This is a genomic window from Pseudomarimonas arenosa, from assembly GCF_014841215.1.
Classification (GTDB): Bacteria; Pseudomonadota; Gammaproteobacteria; order Xanthomonadales; family Xanthomonadaceae; genus Pseudomarimonas; species Pseudomarimonas arenosa.
Genome location: NZ_JACYTR010000048.1, coordinates 18,378 through 36,445, shown reverse-complemented (window position 1 = coordinate 36,445; position 18,068 = coordinate 18,378). Strand labels below are relative to the sequence as shown.

Below are 18,068 nucleotides of genomic sequence, written 5' to 3'. Positions count from 1 at the left end.
GCAGCTTCGAACAACTTGTCGTGCATGGGTCTCACTCTCCGAAATCAGCCTGCGCTCGACAAAACGGAGGCTGTCGGCGTCAGACCAAAATTCTCAGTTACCCACTTGGAATTCGATAGAGGCATATTTCATGAGGTCGCGCCGAAAGATCCGGCAATTCCAAGCGGGGCGAGAGTTTCGACCGATGGTGCTGAGATAACAGAGTGTTCGCGATCTTTCGGCGCTGGCACGGCCCTCATTCGGCCGCTGCGCGGCTACGCAGGGCATTCGCCCTGAGGTCCTTTGCGCCGATTGCCGCGTTCAAGTGGGCCCACCACTTGGGCTCGTCGCGCCTTGCACTCGACGCAAAGTCCTCAGTGATCATCCGCGCCCCCTCATGAAACATCCGGGCTAACATGATGTTTCCCTGCCATAACCAGGAAGAGCCTGGCGCCCCGGGGCGTTGATGCTTGCGGATGGCAAGACGCAAGGAGAGCGCGGCAGCCATCAGCGTGACGGCAAGTGGCAATGCCACAACGCGGGTGTTCACATGGAATGCTCATGAGTTGGCGCATTGATTTGTTCGAGATGGATACTTGCGCTACTGTCGTCCTGATCGAGGAAAGTTCGCCTCGGATCTCGCAACTCATGCGGGGGTGAAGCATGCGAAGCGCTTTGTTGTTTGTCGCTGCCATTGGACTGTTCGGCTGCGTGCAAGCCCGGGCCCAAGTCACTGATCCTGCAGCCTTGGAACGCAGCTTGGAAGCGAGATTCGCCGCCTATTCGGCAAGCGACCAATTGGATGCCGAATCCGGCTTGATTATCGACCTGGCGAACAAGCGCTTCGAACAATTGCGTGGCGCCAACTCACTTAGCCAGAAGTTGATCGTTAGTGAGGCATTCAAAGGCGGCGATATAAAGGAGACGAAGTGTCGGCGCGCCGCCTTCGTCGCGGCAGACCGGTACCTGTTCGAATCGAAGTATGAGGAAACCTTGGCTGCCTTTGGCCAGATCGTGGTCGATATCGAGAAAGACCTGGTGTCTCTGGGCGGAAAGTCGATTTCAGAATTTCTGCTGGGTAAGACCAAGAGCCAAGTGCAAGACGCAATAAAGGGCACATTGAAAGATGCGCTCAAAGAATTGCAAGGTGACACTCCCCCATTGGCCTACCAACAAGGCTTCTCATTGGGCGCACGCGTGCTGAATGCGTTCAGCGATGCGCGCTGCGGCGCGAGGCTGCGCCTGCATTGGGACAAGGTTGGGCAACAGTTCGATGTGTGGGTGTCAGGCGATTGTGCCTATGAACCGGTCAAAGTGATGGAGCCCGGCACCGAAACCACGGATCTACTGGGAAAATGGGTGCTTCACCTGCAAGGCTCTTCCGACCTCGTTTACGACGAGGCATCGAAGTCTTTTCGCGCACTCATCCGCAAGGGGCAGAAGCTGCGAGAGTCGCTCACTGCAGAGTGCAAGTCGCAAGAGGTTTCTCTCTGCCCTGATGACGTCAAACACTGGCCGGAATACCAGCGCTGGCCGGAGGCCTGCGGCACGGGGCAGCCTCCCGATTTTCTCGCCGAAGTAAGTGACCCGTTGATTGAAGCCGAGGGCCTGTGGAGGTTCGAAAACCGCGCTGGAGAGGGCGACACCCCCTACTCGCAAGGCGTAATCGTCATTAGCAAGGGACATCCGGACCTACACTTTCGCAAGCTTGACTCTGGTTGGACTCATTTTGGCGTGGGCGGAAACGCAAACGGCTCGTGGTCAAGGCGGTTTGGGGCTTGGAACACCTCGGTAGAGGGCAACACCTTTAGCGTTGGCATCAGTCCGTTTAGCAACATCCAAATGAGCGTGAGCATGCACGAAGGGGCGCTGCGAGGCCGTTGGTCTGAGGGTGCGAACTCAGGCGTTTCGGTTTGGCGCGCGCAGCCTCCATTGGTGCTCAAATCGGTCAGGGTGCATTCTGGGCGCGCTGGAGGCGACTTTGTTTCGGAGAGCCAGCCCGAGGCAATGGTTCCAGTGTTGCGACAATTTTCGCCACCTATTTGCGGCGCGCAAATGGCCGGAAACTGTCCTCGCGCATCGGTTGAAATTGTGGCCGATAACATCGAAGGCCCACACGATCTGTGGATCGATCCCGCTACTCATATACGGATGGGCGAACGCCGCTACGTGGTGATTTCAAAAGACGGAACGCAAGCGACAACGTCGTACCCCAACGCCAACTACTTTGAGTCTCAGAAAACGATTGGGGCGCGCATCGAACTGCTGCTTTGGGACGGAGCCACTCCAGGCGTCAAGACACTGTGGATCGATGGTCACGCGATTCCATTCGAGTTGCAGATCATTCCGGCAAGCGAGAATCCGACTTAGCAGGAAGCTGAGTCTTGTTTCAGCAGCCTGATATCGCGCGCCACGGACGGCGCGCTCGGAAAGCAAGCATGCACGTGATTGATTTCCGGCAAGCCGTTCGACAGGCTCACGGCAGGTGTGGCGCGAATTTGCCGCGACCGGCTTGCCGTGAGCCGGTCGAACGATTGCGCCGAAGAACTCCAGGATGAACGTCCCAGCAGCCTGTTAGAGATCATCAGCGCAACTTGTTGATCAACGGCGCTGCATCAAGTACGCGTACATATCGAGGCACGCCCTGAACACCGCACAACGTCGAATCTACTCGCGCGCGGCGCTCGACTTACGCCGCGGCCTGGGCGCGTTCTCCCGATCGCGCCAGATCATGTACACATCCGATCGCTGATAGTGCGAATCCGGCTTGCGCGTGGGTTGGTGCTCAAAGCCAACCGATTCATATAGCCGAATCGCCGGACTTAGCTTTGAGTTGGTTTCGAGAAACAGGGTTTTGCCTTTGCGTCGGCGGAACTCATCGACAATGCCATCGATCAGGCGACGACCAATGCCGAGCCCCTGGCAAACTTCGTCGACGCCCATCTTGGTGAGTTCATACACGCCCTTTCCTTCGTGCTTGAGCGCGCAGGTGCCGACGATTTGCTCACCGAGTCTGGCGAACAGGATGGCGCCGCCGTCGGCCAGGATGGCCGCTTGCGGGTTGGACAACACGAAGTGGTCGATTTCTTCCAGGTAGAAGAACTTACGCAACCAATCTGCGTTTAGACGATAGAAGTGCGGCTGCAAATCGTCTCGAAACGGCACGATCTCCACTGCCTCCGCCCGCATACGATGGGCGCGCTCGCTCACCGCCTCGATGATCGGGCCGGACAGAATGCCATCCAGCCCTTGCAAGGTGCCCAATACATCCAGTTCCGTCGCAGCACAGGCCTCGGCAAGGTGCTGCTCAATGGCGCGCCAGATCAGTTTGGCGGCGCGCAGTTCCTGCTCGGCCTTGGCGCTCAACTGCAGGCGACGTTGGCGTCGATCGCCCGGCAACGAACGCGACAGCAACCAGCCTTCGCGCACCAGTTTGTTGGCCAACTGGCTGACCGCAGAATGGGTTTGCCCGATCGCCTCGGCAATCTCGCCGACATTGGCTGAACCACGATCGTGCAACAGACGCAGCAGGGGAAACCAGCGGCCCTGCAGCTTCAGCCCGGCACCAGCATAGATCTGGTCGGCAATGGCATACAGGCGGTCACTCAGTGCCCGCAGTCGACTGCCAAGTGCCAGCAGGCCCAATTGATTGACGAATTCCATCATCAAACCAAGGAATCAGCATTTACGTAAGCACTAACCTATCTGCTCCCGGCGGCGCGCGCAAGCGCGGGTGACTCTGCGAGTCACTTTGCCCCCGCCAGCGCCGTGCCATTTGGCCGCAATATCCACAATTGGCACTCACCCCGAGGCATCGGTCTCGCTTATGCTGAGCGGAGTACTTGGCTCGGCACACCATGGTCATTTCGCAACCCGAATTCTCGCCCGAGGAGCTACATGAGCTTCTGAGCGGGGTGATGCCGGACATCCCCGGCTATCGTGTACTGCGCTTGATCGGGCGCGGCGGAATGTCGTACGTGTATCTCGGAGTGCAGAAGTCGCTCGATCGCCAGGTCGCGATCAAGGTCATCGCGCCCGAAGCACTGAAAGACGAAATCAGCAAGCTGCGCTTCGAAAAGGAGGCGCGCACCATTGCCCGCCTGCAGCATCCGTGCATCGTGGGCATCTACGAAGTTGGCCGCACCGAGCACGGGCTGCTGTTCTATGTCTTGCCGTATCTGGCCCGAGGCCATCTGGGCCAACGGAATTTCCGCGACAACGAAGCGCGTATCATCGAAGTTCTGCGCTCCTTGTTGTGGGCGCTCGACTACGCTCACGGCCGAGGTGTGGTGCACCGCGACGTCAAGTCGGAAAACGTTTTGTTCGACAACGCCGACCGGCCGCTGTTGACAGATTTTGGCATTGCCATCAATCGCAAGGATCGCTCGCGCGTTACCGGACGCGGATTCGCCGTTGGCAGCGGCGCCCACATGCCGCCCGAGCAGGCGCGCGGCGAACCGGTGGATGGTCGAGCGGACCTGTACAGCCTGGGCGTGCTGACGTTTGAAATGCTCACCGGGCGCTTGCCGTATCAGAACGCCGATCCACTTGGCCTCGCCTTGATGCATGCCACCGACCCGGTGCCGCGACTGCCGGCTGAGCGCAAGCACTGGCAGATACTGGTCGACCGGGCCATGGCCAAACTGCCGGGCGAGCGCTTCGCCGATGCGCAAGAAATGATGGCGGCGCTGGACAAGGTGGAGATCACCATTGCCAAACAGCAGCGACTGTTGACCCGCGATCTGACACCGCATATTGCGCCGGCTTGGCAGCAAGTCAAGCAAGCTGCCTGGCTGGGCTTGGCGCGACTGAACGACCGGTTTGCTCAGCTCAGGGGATGGCTGCGCCCACGGCTGAACCGACAGCTGCTGGCGGCGGCCGCCTGCCTGGCGCTATTCGCGGCAGCGCTGCTGCTGTGGCCGAAGAGTGAACCCTCACCGGCGCCGATTCCGATTGCGGCGACCCCAGCGCCAACTCGAACGCCCAACGACAACACTGAACACGCAGTTGCGTCGACGGCATCGTCGTCAGCCGAGGTGCTGGACGTTGTCGCTGAAGACCTGCCGAACGCAGAAATCATTGAGCCGATCTCCGTACCCCTGCCTCCCGGTGAGCAGGCGCTGCTCAGCGCCGGACGGCAGATCGAGCGACGTCGGCTGACCCAGCCAGCCGGTGACAACGCGTACGAATCACTGCTGACCGCACAGCAGCTTCTTCCCGATGCCCCCGAACTGGCGCCATTGGCCGAGCGCTGGCTGGAAACCGCCCGCCCGTACATCCTGCAGGCCATCGAGCAGGAAAAATGGCCGATCGCACAGGGCCTGCTGGAGCGATCCCAGCGCCTGGCCGACCTACTGCTGGGTGGCCAGCACACAGCGCTGAACGCGACTTTCGAGGCAGTTGCCGCCCCGCTGCGGGCAGACATGCAGCAGGCCTTGGCCAAGCAGGATGTAGCCGCGCTGCAGCAAGCCAAACAGCAGGCCGGCGCACTAGGGCTGTCCGCCGACCTGTTCAAACCCTACTGGTCGCAAACCATTGTGGCCGTACGTCTGGGAGATCGCATTGGCGGTGCCAGCTCACCGTGGGTGCTGGTTCGCCTGCCCGCTGGCGACACGCCGGGCCTGGCGATGCTTGATCGCACCGTCACCCGCGCCGACTACCTGCGCTTCATCGACGCCCAGAAACGCCCGGCCGCCAACTGCAAGATTCGCACCGCGATGTTCACCATGAAGAAGCGCAGCGTTGCTGAGCCCGGGTTCAATCAGCAGGCTGATCATCCGGCGGTCTGCGTATCCCATGCCGATGCGCTGGCCTACGCAGCCTGGCGCTCCGCCGCCGAGAACCAGCGATACCGGCTACCGAACCGCGACGAGTGGCAAACCTGGGTACCCACCGATGCCGCCGGCAGCCAATGCGCTGCCGCTCGCTGTGCCGACGAAGGCACTCGACCGGCCAGCCGCGGGGCGCAGTCGCGGCTCGGTGTGCACAGCGCAGCGGGCAATGTAAGGGAGTGGCTGGGCTGTGGCGCTGGCTGCACCACCGTCGAGCAGCGCGGCTTCAGCTGGCGTGACCGCAGCGACACCCGCCAACGCGATGAACCTGTCGATGGAACGCGTGGTTACGATGACATCGGTTTCAGACTGGTGCGAGAGGTTGAGCGGGCGGAACTGGAGCGTCGGTGAGCCCAATCAGCCTCGCCCGCGACGCCGCGACCACAGCTGGGCAACCGCACCCGACAGTACGCAGGGCAAGGCAATCAGATCCACCCACCACACGCGATTTACCTCCGCGTTAAGGGCGGAGCTGGACATCGACTCAGCGCCCAGCAGCAGGAACCCCGACATACTGACCAGCGCTGCCAACAACGCAGGGCTGCGCAACTCGACCCGCCACATCGCCGCCAAGGACAGACTGCCGAGCAGACCAAACAGCAATGCTCGGTGCTGCAGCAACAGCAGCAGGCTGGGGTCCTCGGTGACCACGCCATACATCCGACTCAGCATGCTCGCCCCCGCAACTGCAGCCAAGGGCGCAAGATGAATCAATGCCGCCACCAGCAAGCCGAGTCGCACCAGCCAGGGCGCGATGTTCATGGGTGGCTCCTTATATGCTGGCAACCAAGCGGTGAGGGATGGGCTGCGAACGACGCAAGCCAAAGTACTGCCATTCGGCAAGGCCCACCACCACCGCCGCTTGAACGTAGATCATGGCCTGCCCCCATGGGTTGGGCGACACGATATCCAAGGCAACCAACAGTACGCTATCGACAGCCCACACGAGATTGCCAATCACCACCGTCCATACCGCCCAACTCGGCAATCGTTCGCGCGGCGCCATCCGCCCAATGATGGCGGCATACAGCAGACAGAACAGGCCAACCGCGAACAGGCCGATCGCGGGTAGCTGAAACAGCTGGGCAAGTGGGCTGGCAAACAGGGTGAGGCTGAGCCCGAACAAGGCACTCGCAACCGCATCGACCGACAACCCCCAACGCAGCCAAGTAGACACATGGATCCGGTTCATGACGCTCTCCTCGCAGTGAAGTCGAGGCGATCATGCGGGCGAAGCGGGAATGCGGTCGATTACCTCTGAGGTAATGTTACCGAGCCTGCCGTCGGACTAGGATCACCGCATGAACCGCGCCGCCACCGCGATGCCAGAGACGCCTGCACAGATCGGCCCGCTGCTGCGCGACTGGCGTCAGCGCCGGCGTCTGTCACAGCTCGATCTGGCGCTGGAAGCCGACATATCCACCCGCCACCTCAGTTTTCTTGAGAATGGCCGGGCTCGCCCCAGCCGCGACATGCTGCTGCATCTGGCCGAATTGATGCAGGTGCCGCTGCGCGAACGCAATGCCCTGCTGGTTGCCGCCGGCTTTGCACCCATGTTTGGCGAACGGCGCCTGGATGATCCGCAACTGACCCAGGCACGCGCTGCTCTGGAATTGCTGCTGAAGGCACACGAGCCGTATCCGGCGCTGGTCGTGGACCGCCATTGGAATCTGCAAACCGCCAACGCAGCGGCGCAACGGCTGCTCTCGGTGTTGCCGGCCAGCGCCCTGCAGCCGCCACTCAATGTGCTGCGGCTCAGCCTCGACCCGAACGGCATGGCGCCCTTGATACTCAATCTGGGCGAATGGCGACAGCATCTGTTGGCCCGACTGCGCATGCAAGTCCATGCCAGCGGCGATGCAGAACTACTGGCGCTGCTGCAGGAGCTATCCGCCTATCCCCCGCTGCCCGGCGAGCAGGTCGGTAGCAACTCGACACCGCGCGCCGATGTTGTGGTGCTGTTCCGACTTCGGCTGCCGCAGGGTGAGCTGGCCTTGTTCTCGACCATCACCGTGTTTGGCACCCCCACCGACATCACATTGTCGGAGTTGGCACTGGAAGCGTTCTATCCGGCCGACCCAGCCAGTGCGGCCTTGCTGCAGCGCTTGGCCGACGCGACCTGAGCTCACAATGGCGTAGATTCTGCGGTCGTTGCGGCAGATCCGTCGATCACCGCTGGCAGCGCGCAAACAGGCGCGCTAGGCTTGGAAGCTCAAAGGAGGGCGTGCAATGAACCCGATCACGACCATCCCCGGCCCGTCGCAGTTCGAAGCGGTGCAACGGCTCGACGCCAATCGCGTCAACAACCCACGCGAAGGCAGCGATGATGCCCGCGAGGACCAGCAGTTGCGCTCCGAGCGCCCCGCCAGCAGCGTGGTCAGCCTCAGCGATGCCGCTCGCGAACTCTCGGCCAACGAACTCAGCGCCAGCGAAACGGTGCAAGGCAGCAATGCCAGCAGCCAGGCCGATAATCAGGCCCAAAGCCGTCCCGCCACCGATCTGCAGGAGCGTCGCGGCCTGCTGGTGAACGAGCAAGCTTGAACCTGTAGCTTCATCGCTTGGCCGGCATCGTCATGCGGTGCGTGGTGGACGCACCGCTTTGTTCCGTGAATCCGCAACCTGACCGGCAGGGTTCGGCTCAGGCAAACGGATCCTGCAGAATGATATTGGCATCGCGTTCCGGCCCAGTGCTGACCATGGCCAGCGGGCAGCCGACCAGTTCCTCCAGTGAACGCAGGTAGGCGCGCGCCGCGGGCGGCAACTTGCTGAATTCGGTGATGCCGTGTGTGGATTCGGTCCAACCCGGGAATTCCAGGTACACCGGCTCGCATTCGTTCCATCCCGCTGCGTCCAGCGGCGCGTACTCGGTTTCCTTGCCGCGATAGCGGTAGGCGATACACATCTTCAAGCTCGGCAAACCATCCAACACATCGAGTTTGGTGATGCAAAGTCCGGAAATGCCATTGATCGCCACCGCACGCTTCAAGGCGACCAGATCAATCCAGCCACAGCGACGCGGACGGCCGGTGGTGGCGCCAAATTCAGCGCCGCGCTTGCGGATATCCTCGCCCAACTCATCATGCAGTTCCGTGGGGAACGGGCCGCCACCGACGCGAGTGGCATAGGCCTTGGCAATGCCGAGCACGTAGTCGATCGAGTCGGCGCCCACGCCGGTGCCGGCCAGCGCACCACCCACGGTGGTGTTGCTGGAAGTGACGTAGGGATAGGTGCCGTGATCGATATCGAGCAGTGAGCCCTGCGCGCCTTCAAACAGCACGCGCTTGCCCTGCTTGCGCAGATCATGCAGCAGACCGGCCACATCGACCTTCATCGGGTCGACATACTCGCCGAAGGCCAACGCATCATCCAAGGTCTGCTGGAAGTCGACCGCTGCCACGCCGAGGTACTTGGTCAGCACGAAGTTGTGATAATCCATCGTGCTGCGCAGCTTTTCGGCCAGTTCGGTGGGATAGCTGAGATCAGCAACGCGAATACCGCGACGGGCGACCTTGTCTTCATAGGCCGGGCCGATACCGCGGCCGGTGGTACCGATCGCCTTACCACCCGCCGCCTTTTCACGCGCCTGATCGAGGGCGATGTGGTAGGGCATGATCAGCGGCGTGGCCGGGCTGATCTTCAGCCGTGGGCGCACTTCGACCCCATTGCCTTCCAGCTCGGCGACTTCTTTCTGCAGCGCCGCCGGGCTCAGCACCACACCATTGCCGATCAGACACAGCGCGTCGTCACGCAGGATGCCCGAGGGAATCAGGTGCAACACCGTCTTCTTGCCGCCGATCACCAGGGTGTGGCCAGCATTGTGCCCCCCCTGGAATCGCACTACGGCACCGACCTGTTCGGTCAGCAGGTCGACGATCTTGCCTTTGCCTTCGTCGCCCCATTGAGCTCCAAGCACCACTACCGACTGACCCATCTTGACATCCTCAAAGCTAGTAATTTCATTCAACCGGGGCGATGTCACCGACCAGGTTCGGGCATCACGCCCTGTCCGCTCGGCCGGCCCCCGGCTCCTGCCTCGGGCGCTCAGCGCAGCTCGCGCACCGCTTTAGCCCCTCTCCCCCGCCCCTCTCCCGCAAGGGGAGTGGGGAGCACCATAGCCCAAACATGGAAAAAGCCGGGCTGACCCGGCTTTGCGAAATTATCCTCCATTTGCTTCGGCCGTGCAGCCGAAATCGCACTTGATCAAGGTCAAGTGCTGGCCTCATTCAGCCAGCCAAAATGCATGCGACGTAGATCCAAGGACGCGCGCATGTCATCCGTTGCCCTCAACGAACGCTACAACGACAAAGTAGTCCGTCAATTTGCTGTGATGACCCTGGTCTGGGGCATCGTCGGCATGTTGGTGGGCGTCTTGATTGCGGCACAGCTGTACTGGCCGGCTCTCAATTTCGATCTCCCCTGGCTCAGCTATGGCCGACTGCGCCCACTGCATACCAATGCGGTGATCTTCGCCTTTGGCGGCTGCGCCCTGTTCGCTACCAGCTTCTACTGCGTGCAGCGCACCTCGCATGTGCGATTGATCTCGGATGGCTTGGCGGCCTTCGTCTTCTGGGGCTGGCAGGCGGTCATCGTACTGGCCGCGATCACCCTGCCTCTGGGCATCACCCAGGGCAAGGAGTACGCCGAGCTGGAGTGGCCGATAGACCTGTTGATCACTGCGGTCTGGGTCGCCTACGCGGTGGTCTTCTTCGGCACCATCGCCAAACGCCGTGTATCGCACATCTACGTGGCCAACTGGTTCTACGGCGCCTTCATCATCACCGTGGCGGTGCTGCATATCGTCAACAATCTGGCCTTGCCGGTCAGCTTGGCCAAAAGTTATGGCGTCTACACCGGCGCCGTCGATGCCATGGTGCAATGGTGGTATGGCCACAATGCGGTCGGCTTCTTCTTAACCGCCGGCTTCCTCGGCATGATGTATTACTTCGTGCCCAAGCAGGTCGGACGACCGATCTATTCCTATCGGCTGTCGATCGTGCATTTCTGGGCACTGATCGCCATCTACATGTGGGCCGGCCCACACCACCTGCAGTACACCGCCCTGCCCGACTGGGCGCAGAGCCTGGGCATGGTGTTCTCCCTGGTGCTGCTGGCACCCAGTTGGGGCGGTGCCATCAACGGCATCATGACCCTGGCCGGCGTGTGGCACAAACTGCGCACCGACCCGATCATCAAGTTCCTCATCGTCTCGCTCTCCTTCTACATGATGAGCACCTTCGAGGGCCCGATGATGTCGATCAAGACGGTCAACTCGCTGTCGCATTACACCGACTGGACCATCGGCCATGTGCATTCCGGTGCGCTGGGCTGGGTGGCGATGATCTCGATCGGCGCCATGTACATGCTGTACCCGCGCGTGCTCGGGCTGAAAGCGATGTACAGCGAGAAGCTGATCGATACCCACTTCTGGGTACATACCATCGGCGTAGTGTTCTACATCGCTGCGATGTGGGTGGCGGGCATCAATCAGGGCCTGATGTGGCGCGCAACCGAGGCCGATGGCACCTTGACCTACAGCTTCATCGAGTCGGTGGTCGCCACCTACCCCTACTACCTGTTCCGCTTCCTCGGCGGCGTGTTGGTAGTCGGCGGCATGCTGATCATGGCCTGGAACACCTACAAGACATTCCGCATGGCCCGCGACGAAGTCGATGAAACCCCGGTGCTGGAACCGGCCCACGCCTGACCCCACGCACTGAACACGAGGATTCGACCATGAGTCACGAGAAACTTGAAAAGAACGTAGCCCTGATGGGCATCCTGATCGCCGTGGTGATCAGCTTTGGCGGTCTGGCCGAGATCGTGCCGCTGATGTTTCAGGCCGAGGCGATCAAGCCGACCCCGGGCGTCAAGCCCTACCCTGCGCTGCAGTTGGCTGGTCGCGATATCTATGTCCGCGAGGGCTGCTACGGCTGCCATTCACAGATGGTGCGCACACTGCGTTTCGAAACCGCACGTTATGGCCACTATTCGCTGGCCGGCGAGTCGGTCTACGACCGACCGTTTCAATGGGGCAGCAAGCGCACCGGGCCAGATCTGGCTCGGGTTGGCGGCCGCTACTCCGACGACTGGCACCGTGTGCACCTGATCAATCCGCGCGATGTGGTGCCGGAATCGAACATGCCGGGCTATCCCTGGCTGGAGAAGGGCAAGATCGATTCGGCCGGCGTGGTGGCGCGCATGCAGGCACTGAAGGCACTGGGTGACCCGTACAGCGACGAGGATATTGCCGGCGCCGCAGCGGCAGTCGAGAACAAAACCGAGATGGATGCCTTGGTCGCCTACTTGCAGGGCCTTGGCAAGCACGCGCCGCGCCCCGGTGAGCGCGACACTGAAGTGGCAGGAGGTGGTCAGCCATGATTCAAGGAATCATCACCGCGATCCTGTTGATCGCCTTCGTCGGCGGTTGGTTCTGGCTGTGGGGGGCCAAACGCAAGCCCGCGCTGGATGCCGCCGCCCGACTGCCGCTCGACGATGAACCGGGCCGCCACGCTACCCATACCAACGAGGGCCGCTCATGAGCAGCTTCTGGACCATCTTTATTGTCGTGCTGGTTGTCATCAACATCATCGGCTGCGTCTGGCTGCTGTGGTGGACCTCCAAGCGCCGACCGGGCGAGCCGGAAACCACCGGCCACGTCTGGGACGGCGACATTCGCGAATACAACAAGCCGCTACCGAAGTGGTGGATCAATCTGTTCTATATCACCATCGTGTTCACCATCGGCTACTTGGCCTGGTATCCCGGCCTGGGCAGCTTCGATGGCTACGGTGGCTGGAGCTCAACCAAACAGCATGATCAGGAACGCGAAATCGAGGATGCCAAGGTCGCCGCAGCGCTGTCACCATTCGATGGCATGTCGATCGATGCTCTGGCCAGCAATTCCAAAGCCGTCGAATACGGACGCTCGGTGTTCGCCGCCAACTGTGCCACCTGCCATGGATCGGATGCGCGCGGCGCCAAGGGTTTTCCCAATCTTGCCGATCACAGCTGGCAATGGGGCGGCGATCCACAGACCATTCTGACCAGCATCCTTGAAGGTCGGCAGGCAGCGATGCCACCGATGGCCGCGGTACTCGGCAGCGATCAAGCAGTGTTGGAAACCGCGGTCTACGCGCAAAGCCTGTCCGGCACCAAGGTCGACCCGGCGCTGGCAGCACGTGGCAAGCCACGCTTCGAGACGGTGTGCGCGGCCTGCCATGGCGCCAATGGCCGGGGCAATCCCGCTCTGGGCGCCCCCGACCTGACCGATGACATCTGGCTGTATGGCAGCGATTTCGACGCCATCCGCACTGCCATCGTGCAGGGGCGTGCAGGCAACATGCCAGCGCACAAGGAGCTGATCGGTGAGACGCGGGCACGCCTGGTCGGGGCATGGGTGTGGTCCTTGTCCAAGCGCAGCACCGACGGGGAACAAGCAGGCGCGCCATGAGCGAACTCAGGTCGCCGCTGCCGTTCGATCACCCGCCGCGCCCGCTGGCGCAGCGGGTGGGGGCGATTCTCTGGCCAAGCTTTTTTGCTGCCGGCGTCTGCACCATGGTGTTCTTCGCCTTCATCGACCCGCTGGAACTGCGTGATATCAGCTTTGTCGACTGGGAAATCAGCCGCGAAGCCGGCTACACCATCGGTTTCTTCATGTTCTGGCTGGCCACATCGGCATCGAGCCTGTTCACCTGGATTCTGCTGCGGCCCTCCAGCCGCTTCAACCACCCGTTGCCGCCGGAACGCTGATGGCCAAGACAATCGCCAGCGCGCTGGATGAGGGCGCCATGTATGTGTCAGAGCGCAAGGTGTATCCACGCGAGGTAAGCGGCCGCTTCCAGCGCCTGCGCACCCTGGCGGTGATCTGGCTGCTCGGCATGTATTACCTGTTTCCCTGGCTGAGCTGGGACGGTCGACAGGCCGTGCTGTTCGATCTGCCAGCCCGAAAGTTCTACGTTTTCGGGCTGAACTTCTGGCCGCAGGACTTCATCTTTCTGGCCCTGCTATTGATGATCGCCGGTCTGTCGCTGTTTTTCTTCACCGCGATGGCTGGGCGCCTATGGTGTGGTTATGCCTGCCCACAAACGGTTTGGACCGAGGTGTTTCTGTGGATGGAGCACTGGACCGAGGGCGATCGCCACAAGCGGATGAAGCTCGATGCCGGTCCCTGGACTGCCGAGAAGATCCGCCGCAAGCTGGCTAAACATTCACTTTGGTTGCTGTTCGCGCTGTGGACCGGCTTTACCTTCGTCGGCTTCTTTACTCCTATCCACGACCTCGGCCTGCGTCTGTTCAGTCTTGAATGGGGTGGTTGGGAATGGTTCTGGGTCCTGTTCTATTCGCTGGCCACCTGGGGCAACGCGGGAGTGCTGCGCGAACAGGTCTGCAAGTACATGTGTCCCTACGCGCGTTTTCAAAGCGCGATGTTCGACCGCAACACTCTGATCATCAGCTATGACCCGATGCGCGGTGAACCGCGCGGTGCACGCAAGCGTGGCACCCTGGCCAGCGTTCTGCAGCGCGCCCGCGGCCTGCTCGGTGGCGATGAGGCGCATGATGAGGTGATACGCGCCGCCCAGGCACGCAGCGCGGCCGATGCGCAAGTGGCGGCACGCGTCACCACCGGCGCACTGGACCCTTCCGGCGTCGGTCATCGCGGTCGCGATCTGACGCCGGATGATCTCGGCGACTGCATCGACTGCACCCTGTGCGTGCAGGTTTGCCCCACGGGAATCGATATCCGCAACGGGCTGCAATACGAGTGCATCGCCTGCGGCGCCTGCATCGATGCCTGCGATGGCGTGATGGACAAGCTCAATTACCCGCGCGGCCTGATTCGCTATACCTCACAGAACGCCATCGATGGCCGCCAGACGCGTGTGTTGCGGCCCCGGGTGCTGATCTACGGCAGCTTGCTCGGCCTGTTCATCATCGGCTGGGCGATCGGCGTGATGAACCGCGCGCCACTGATCGTCGACGTGCTGCGCGACCGCAATGCCTTGTACCGCGAAACCGCCGATGGCGCGATCGAAAACGGTTACACACTGAAGATCGTCAACAAGCAAGGCCGCGCGCATCGCTATCAGATCGAGGTGGTTGGTACAGATCAGCTGGAGATCGTCGGCGCGCCGCTGATACTCGACGCCGCTGCCGAACAGGTCTTGAACGAGCCGCTGACTCTGCGTTCCAGCACCCTGCGCGGCCGCCACGACGTCGAGATTCGGGTGCAGTCGCTGGATGACAAAAGCGTTGGCACCACCCATGTTTCGCGCTTCTTCGCGCCGGAGGAAAAGCAATGAGCGCCACTCGCCCCTGGTTTCAAGAGCCGATGGTGTACCTGGTATGGGGCGTTCCCCTGGCCACCGTGATCGCCGGCCTCTCAACCCTGGCCATTGCCATTCAGGCCGGCGGCAGCGATCAGGTGATCGACCAGGTATCGCGCATGGCGCAAGTTCAGCAGACCGACGTCAGCGCCGACCACGAAGCGCGCCGCCTCGGCTTGAGCGCCAGCCTGGTGGTGTCGGAACGCGATGTGGTGGTGGAACTGGGCGGCCGCTGGCCCACGGATCAGCCCCTGAGTCTGCGCCTGAGCCATCCCACCGATGCCGCTCAGGATCATCAACTCAGCCTGCAGCCGCTTGATGGGCGCTGGACGACGGCGGCCGTGATCGACCCGCACATCGCCTGGCAGATTCAGCTGGCTGATCAAGCCGGCCGCTGGCGCCTCGATGGCGAACTCAACAAGTCTCGCGGCTTCGCCACCTTAACGCCACGCTTCAGTGATGGCTGAACTGCCCGCCCAGGACTGCTTCCACTGCGGCGAAGCCCTGCCGCAGGTGCCAGTTCGCGCCCAGGTGGCCGCCTGCGGCGAGGGCGACCGACTGTTCTGCTGCAGCGGCTGTCTGGCCGCGGCCGAATTCATTCGCGATCAAGGCCTGGGCGACTACTACCGCCTGCGCAGCAATCGCGGCGCACGGGTTCAGGCTGAGTCGCTCGGTCATTGGGATCGCAGCGACGTGCTCGACACCTACAGTCTGCAACGAGCAGACGGCCTGCGTGAGATCAGTCTGATTTCGGACGACATGCACTGTGCCGCCTGTGCCTGGCTGATCGACCGCGTACTGCGGCGCGAAGCCGGGGTCGAGGAGGTCCACGCCAACGCCATCAGCGGCCGTATCCGGCTGCGCTGGGATCAGCGCCAACGCCCACTCAGCGAATTACTGGGACGTCTGACCGGCCTCGGTTACCGAGTCAGTCTGGGCCCCGACCCAGCGCGGGAAGCGGCCCAACTGAAGGCGCGGCGGTTGCTGATCATGCGGCTGGGCGTAGCAGCGCTCGGCGCGATGCAGGCAATGATGCTGGCCGAAGCCCTATACCTCGACTTTGATCGCAGCATGGAGCCCGCCACACGGGATTTCTTCCGCTGGATCACCTGGCTGATCAGCACGCCGGTGGTGTTCTTCTCCGGCTGGCCCTTCCTGCACGGCGCCTGGCGCGAACTGCGCCAGGCCCGGCTGGGTATGGATACCCTGGTCAGCAGCGCAGTCCTGATCGCCTGGGCAGCCAGCACGATCGAAACCCTGCGCGCTGGCCCGCATGTCTGGTTCGATGCAGCCGTCATGTTCGTGTTCTTCCTGCTCGCCGCACGCAGCCTGGAGCGGCTGGCGCGACAGCGCGCCAGTGCCCTGGTGGAACGACTGGCTCAAGCACAGCCGGCCCTGGCCACTCGCATCGACCCTGACGGCAAAGAGCAGACCGTTCCCCTGACCGCACTCAAGCTTGGTGACCGCCTACAGGTTAGCGCCGGCAGCACCCTGCCGGCCGATGGCCGCCTGCTGGGTGAGGCCGCATTGAATGAGGCCCTGCTCAGCGGCGAGTCTCTGCCGGTGCGTCGCCCTGCCGGTGACACGGCCCTGGCCGGCAGTGTCGCAGTGGAACGCCCCGTTCAGATCGAAGTGACCCGACTGGGCAGCCAGACACGCATTGCCGAACTGCTGCGTGCGGTGGAGCGTGCCCAGGCCGACAAGCCACGGTTGGCGCAATGGGCTGATCGCGTGGCGCATCGCTTTGTCCTCGGGCTGTTGTTGGCCACGCTGGCAACGGCATTGGTCTGGTGGCAGATCGATCCGAGTCGGGTGCTGGAGATCAGTCTGGCCGTGCTGGTGATCAGCTGTCCCTGCGCACTATCACTGGCAGTTCCCACCGCCCTGGTCAGTGCCCACGCATCGCTCGCTCGGCGTGGCCTGCTGGCGATTGGCGAGAATGCGCTGGAACGACTGGCCGAGGTCGATCAGCTGTTGATTGACAAGACCGGTACGCTGACCGAAGGCAGACCGCGCCTGCAATCGATCCAGTGTTTCCAGGGGCGATCGCAGACCGAGCTGCTGGCCATCGCCGCCGCGTTGGAGCGCGCAGCCCATCATCCTCTGGCGCAGGCCTTCGGCCCGATCGCAACGACCACGCCGCCTGCCACTCAGTTGCGCGCGCTGGCCGGACTGGGCGTCGAAGGTGACGTGGCCGGCCACCGCTATCGCCTGGGCCGCAGCAGTTTCAGCGTGCCCGAGCAGGACGATGACGGTGCGCTATGGCTGGGTGATCAGCGCGGTCAGGCATTGGCGCGTTTCGAGATCGACGATGCCCTGCGTGGCGATGCCCGCTCGGCCATCCTTGCCATCCGCGCGCAAGGCCTGCCGGTCGCCATCCTCAGTGGCGATTCGGCGCCTCGGGTGAAAGCGGTAGCTAAGGAGCTCGGCATCGCTGATTGGCAGGCACGGATGAGCCCCGAAGCCAAGCTGCAGCAACTGCAGACCCTACAGGCCGCAGGCAAGCATGTGTGGATGGTCGGCGACGGTATCAATGACGCGCCGGTACTGGCCCACGCCCACGTATCTCTGGCCATGGGCCAAGGTGCCGCACTTGCCCATCGTTCCGCCGACTGGGTATTGCAGCATAACCTGCTGCTTCGACTACCCGAAGCACTGAGCATCGCCCGCCGCAGTCGCCGCATCATGCGCCAGAACTTGACCTGGGCTGTGGCCTACAATCTGCTATGCCTGCCGTTTGCCATGGCCGGCTGGGTCGAGCCGTGGCTGGCTGCGCTGGGGATGACCCTGTCATCGATGGCGGTCACCCTGAACGCGCTGCGTCTGGCCCGTGACCCCGCCCCTTGCTTCGACGAACAAACGGCTTCACCCAGGGCCTCATTCGTACAGAAAGGCTCAGCCGCCGGCGGCGTCTGTCCGCAACCGACGAGGTAAG

17 protein-coding genes are annotated in these 18,068 nt (G+C 62.4%); 12 read left to right on the top strand and 5 right to left on the bottom strand.

Annotation, left to right across the window (positions count from 1 at the left end; all coding sequences use genetic code 11):
* Positions 1-235: 235 nt before the first annotated feature.
* Positions 236-529: a hypothetical protein gene (locus IFO71_RS22000; protein ID WP_225444720.1), complete on the bottom strand. Its 294-nt coding sequence runs from the start codon at positions 527-529 to the stop codon at positions 236-238.
* Positions 530-642: 113 nt separating this feature from the next.
* On the opposite strand from IFO71_RS22000, the gene IFO71_RS16540 reads away from it, so the two are divergent.
* Positions 643-2,349 carry a hypothetical protein gene (locus IFO71_RS16540; protein WP_192030771.1) on the top strand — a complete coding sequence of 569 codons (1,707 nt, stop codon included), beginning with the start codon at positions 643-645 and terminating at the stop codon, positions 2,347-2,349.
* A gap of 297 nt (positions 2,350-2,646) precedes the next feature.
* Here the strand turns inward: IFO71_RS16540 and IFO71_RS16535 are convergent, their stop codons facing one another.
* The gene (locus IFO71_RS16535; RefSeq protein ID WP_225444719.1) at positions 2,647-3,645 is read right to left on the bottom strand and encodes a bifunctional helix-turn-helix transcriptional regulator/GNAT family N-acetyltransferase; all 999 of its coding nucleotides are present in this window, start codon (positions 3,643-3,645) and stop codon (positions 2,647-2,649) included.
* Between the two features lie 191 nt (positions 3,646-3,836).
* Between IFO71_RS16535 and IFO71_RS16530 the strand changes: the two genes are divergently transcribed.
* Positions 3,837-6,161 carry a bifunctional serine/threonine-protein kinase/formylglycine-generating enzyme family protein gene (locus tag IFO71_RS16530; RefSeq protein WP_192030769.1) on the top strand — a complete coding sequence of 775 codons (2,325 nt, stop codon included), beginning with the start codon at positions 3,837-3,839 and terminating at the stop codon, positions 6,159-6,161.
* 6 nt (positions 6,162-6,167) lie between these two features.
* Here IFO71_RS16530 and IFO71_RS16525 read toward each other — a convergent pair whose 3' ends face one another.
* The gene (locus IFO71_RS16525) at positions 6,168-6,572 is read right to left on the bottom strand and encodes a phosphopantetheine adenylyltransferase (RefSeq protein WP_192030768.1); all 405 of its coding nucleotides are present in this window, start codon (positions 6,570-6,572) and stop codon (positions 6,168-6,170) included.
* Positions 6,573-6,582: 10 nt separating this feature from the next.
* The gene (locus IFO71_RS16520) at positions 6,583-7,002 is read right to left on the bottom strand and encodes a hypothetical protein (protein ID WP_192030767.1); all 420 of its coding nucleotides are present in this window, start codon (positions 7,000-7,002) and stop codon (positions 6,583-6,585) included.
* 109 nt (positions 7,003-7,111) lie between these two features.
* Between IFO71_RS16520 and IFO71_RS16515 the strand changes: the two genes are divergently transcribed.
* Together IFO71_RS16515 and IFO71_RS16510 are read left to right on the top strand one after the other, a co-directional pair.
* Positions 7,112-7,933 (top strand): helix-turn-helix domain-containing protein, encoded by an 822-nt coding sequence (locus IFO71_RS16515; protein ID WP_192030766.1) that lies wholly within the window; start codon positions 7,112-7,114, stop codon positions 7,931-7,933.
* A gap of 106 nt (positions 7,934-8,039) precedes the next feature.
* Positions 8,040-8,351 carry a hypothetical protein gene (locus tag IFO71_RS16510; protein ID WP_192030765.1) on the top strand — a complete coding sequence of 104 codons (312 nt, stop codon included), beginning with the start codon at positions 8,040-8,042 and terminating at the stop codon, positions 8,349-8,351.
* Positions 8,352-8,448: 97 nt separating this feature from the next.
* On the opposite strand, the gene IFO71_RS16505 is transcribed toward IFO71_RS16510, so the two are convergent.
* Positions 8,449-9,741 (bottom strand): adenylosuccinate synthase, encoded by a 1,293-nt coding sequence (locus IFO71_RS16505; protein WP_192030764.1) that lies wholly within the window; start codon positions 9,739-9,741, stop codon positions 8,449-8,451.
* Positions 9,742-10,077: 336 nt separating this feature from the next.
* Here IFO71_RS16505 and ccoN point away from each other — a divergent pair, with 336 nt between their 5' ends.
* The 8 genes from ccoN to IFO71_RS16465 are packed head-to-tail and all read left to right on the top strand — an operon-like array spanning position 10,078 to position 18,067.
* Positions 10,078-11,514 (top strand): cytochrome-c oxidase, cbb3-type subunit I, encoded by a 1,437-nt coding sequence (gene ccoN / locus IFO71_RS16500; RefSeq protein WP_192030763.1) that lies wholly within the window; start codon positions 10,078-10,080, stop codon positions 11,512-11,514.
* Between the two features lie 29 nt (positions 11,515-11,543).
* Positions 11,544-12,188 (top strand): cytochrome-c oxidase, cbb3-type subunit II, encoded by a 645-nt coding sequence (ccoO, locus tag IFO71_RS16495; RefSeq protein ID WP_192030762.1) that lies wholly within the window; start codon positions 11,544-11,546, stop codon positions 12,186-12,188.
* Positions 12,185-12,349 (top strand): cbb3-type cytochrome oxidase subunit 3, encoded by a 165-nt coding sequence (locus IFO71_RS16490; RefSeq protein ID WP_192030761.1) that lies wholly within the window; start codon positions 12,185-12,187, stop codon positions 12,347-12,349. Before ccoO ends, IFO71_RS16490 begins: the two co-directional genes overlap by 4 nt.
* The gene (gene ccoP, locus IFO71_RS16485; protein ID WP_192030760.1) at positions 12,346-13,260 is read left to right on the top strand and encodes a cytochrome-c oxidase, cbb3-type subunit III; all 915 of its coding nucleotides are present in this window, start codon (positions 12,346-12,348) and stop codon (positions 13,258-13,260) included. Before IFO71_RS16490 ends, ccoP begins: the two co-directional genes overlap by 4 nt.
* Positions 13,257-13,559 (top strand): hypothetical protein, encoded by a 303-nt coding sequence (locus IFO71_RS16480; RefSeq protein ID WP_225444718.1) that lies wholly within the window; start codon positions 13,257-13,259, stop codon positions 13,557-13,559. Before ccoP ends, IFO71_RS16480 begins: the two co-directional genes overlap by 4 nt.
* Positions 13,559-15,109, top strand: a complete 1,551-nt coding sequence (locus IFO71_RS16475; protein WP_192030759.1) for a 4Fe-4S dicluster domain-containing protein — start codon at positions 13,559-13,561, stop codon at positions 15,107-15,109. The genes IFO71_RS16480 and IFO71_RS16475 overlap by 1 nt, the downstream gene beginning before the upstream one ends.
* On the top strand, positions 15,106-15,600 hold the full coding sequence (locus tag IFO71_RS16470; RefSeq protein WP_192030758.1) for a FixH family protein: 495 nt from the start codon (positions 15,106-15,108) through the stop codon (positions 15,598-15,600). The genes IFO71_RS16475 and IFO71_RS16470 overlap by 4 nt, the downstream gene beginning before the upstream one ends.
* Positions 15,593-18,067 (top strand): heavy metal translocating P-type ATPase, encoded by a 2,475-nt coding sequence (locus tag IFO71_RS16465; RefSeq protein WP_192030757.1) that lies wholly within the window; start codon positions 15,593-15,595, stop codon positions 18,065-18,067. Before IFO71_RS16470 ends, IFO71_RS16465 begins: the two co-directional genes overlap by 8 nt.
* The last annotated feature ends 1 nt before the right edge of the window (position 18,068 follow it).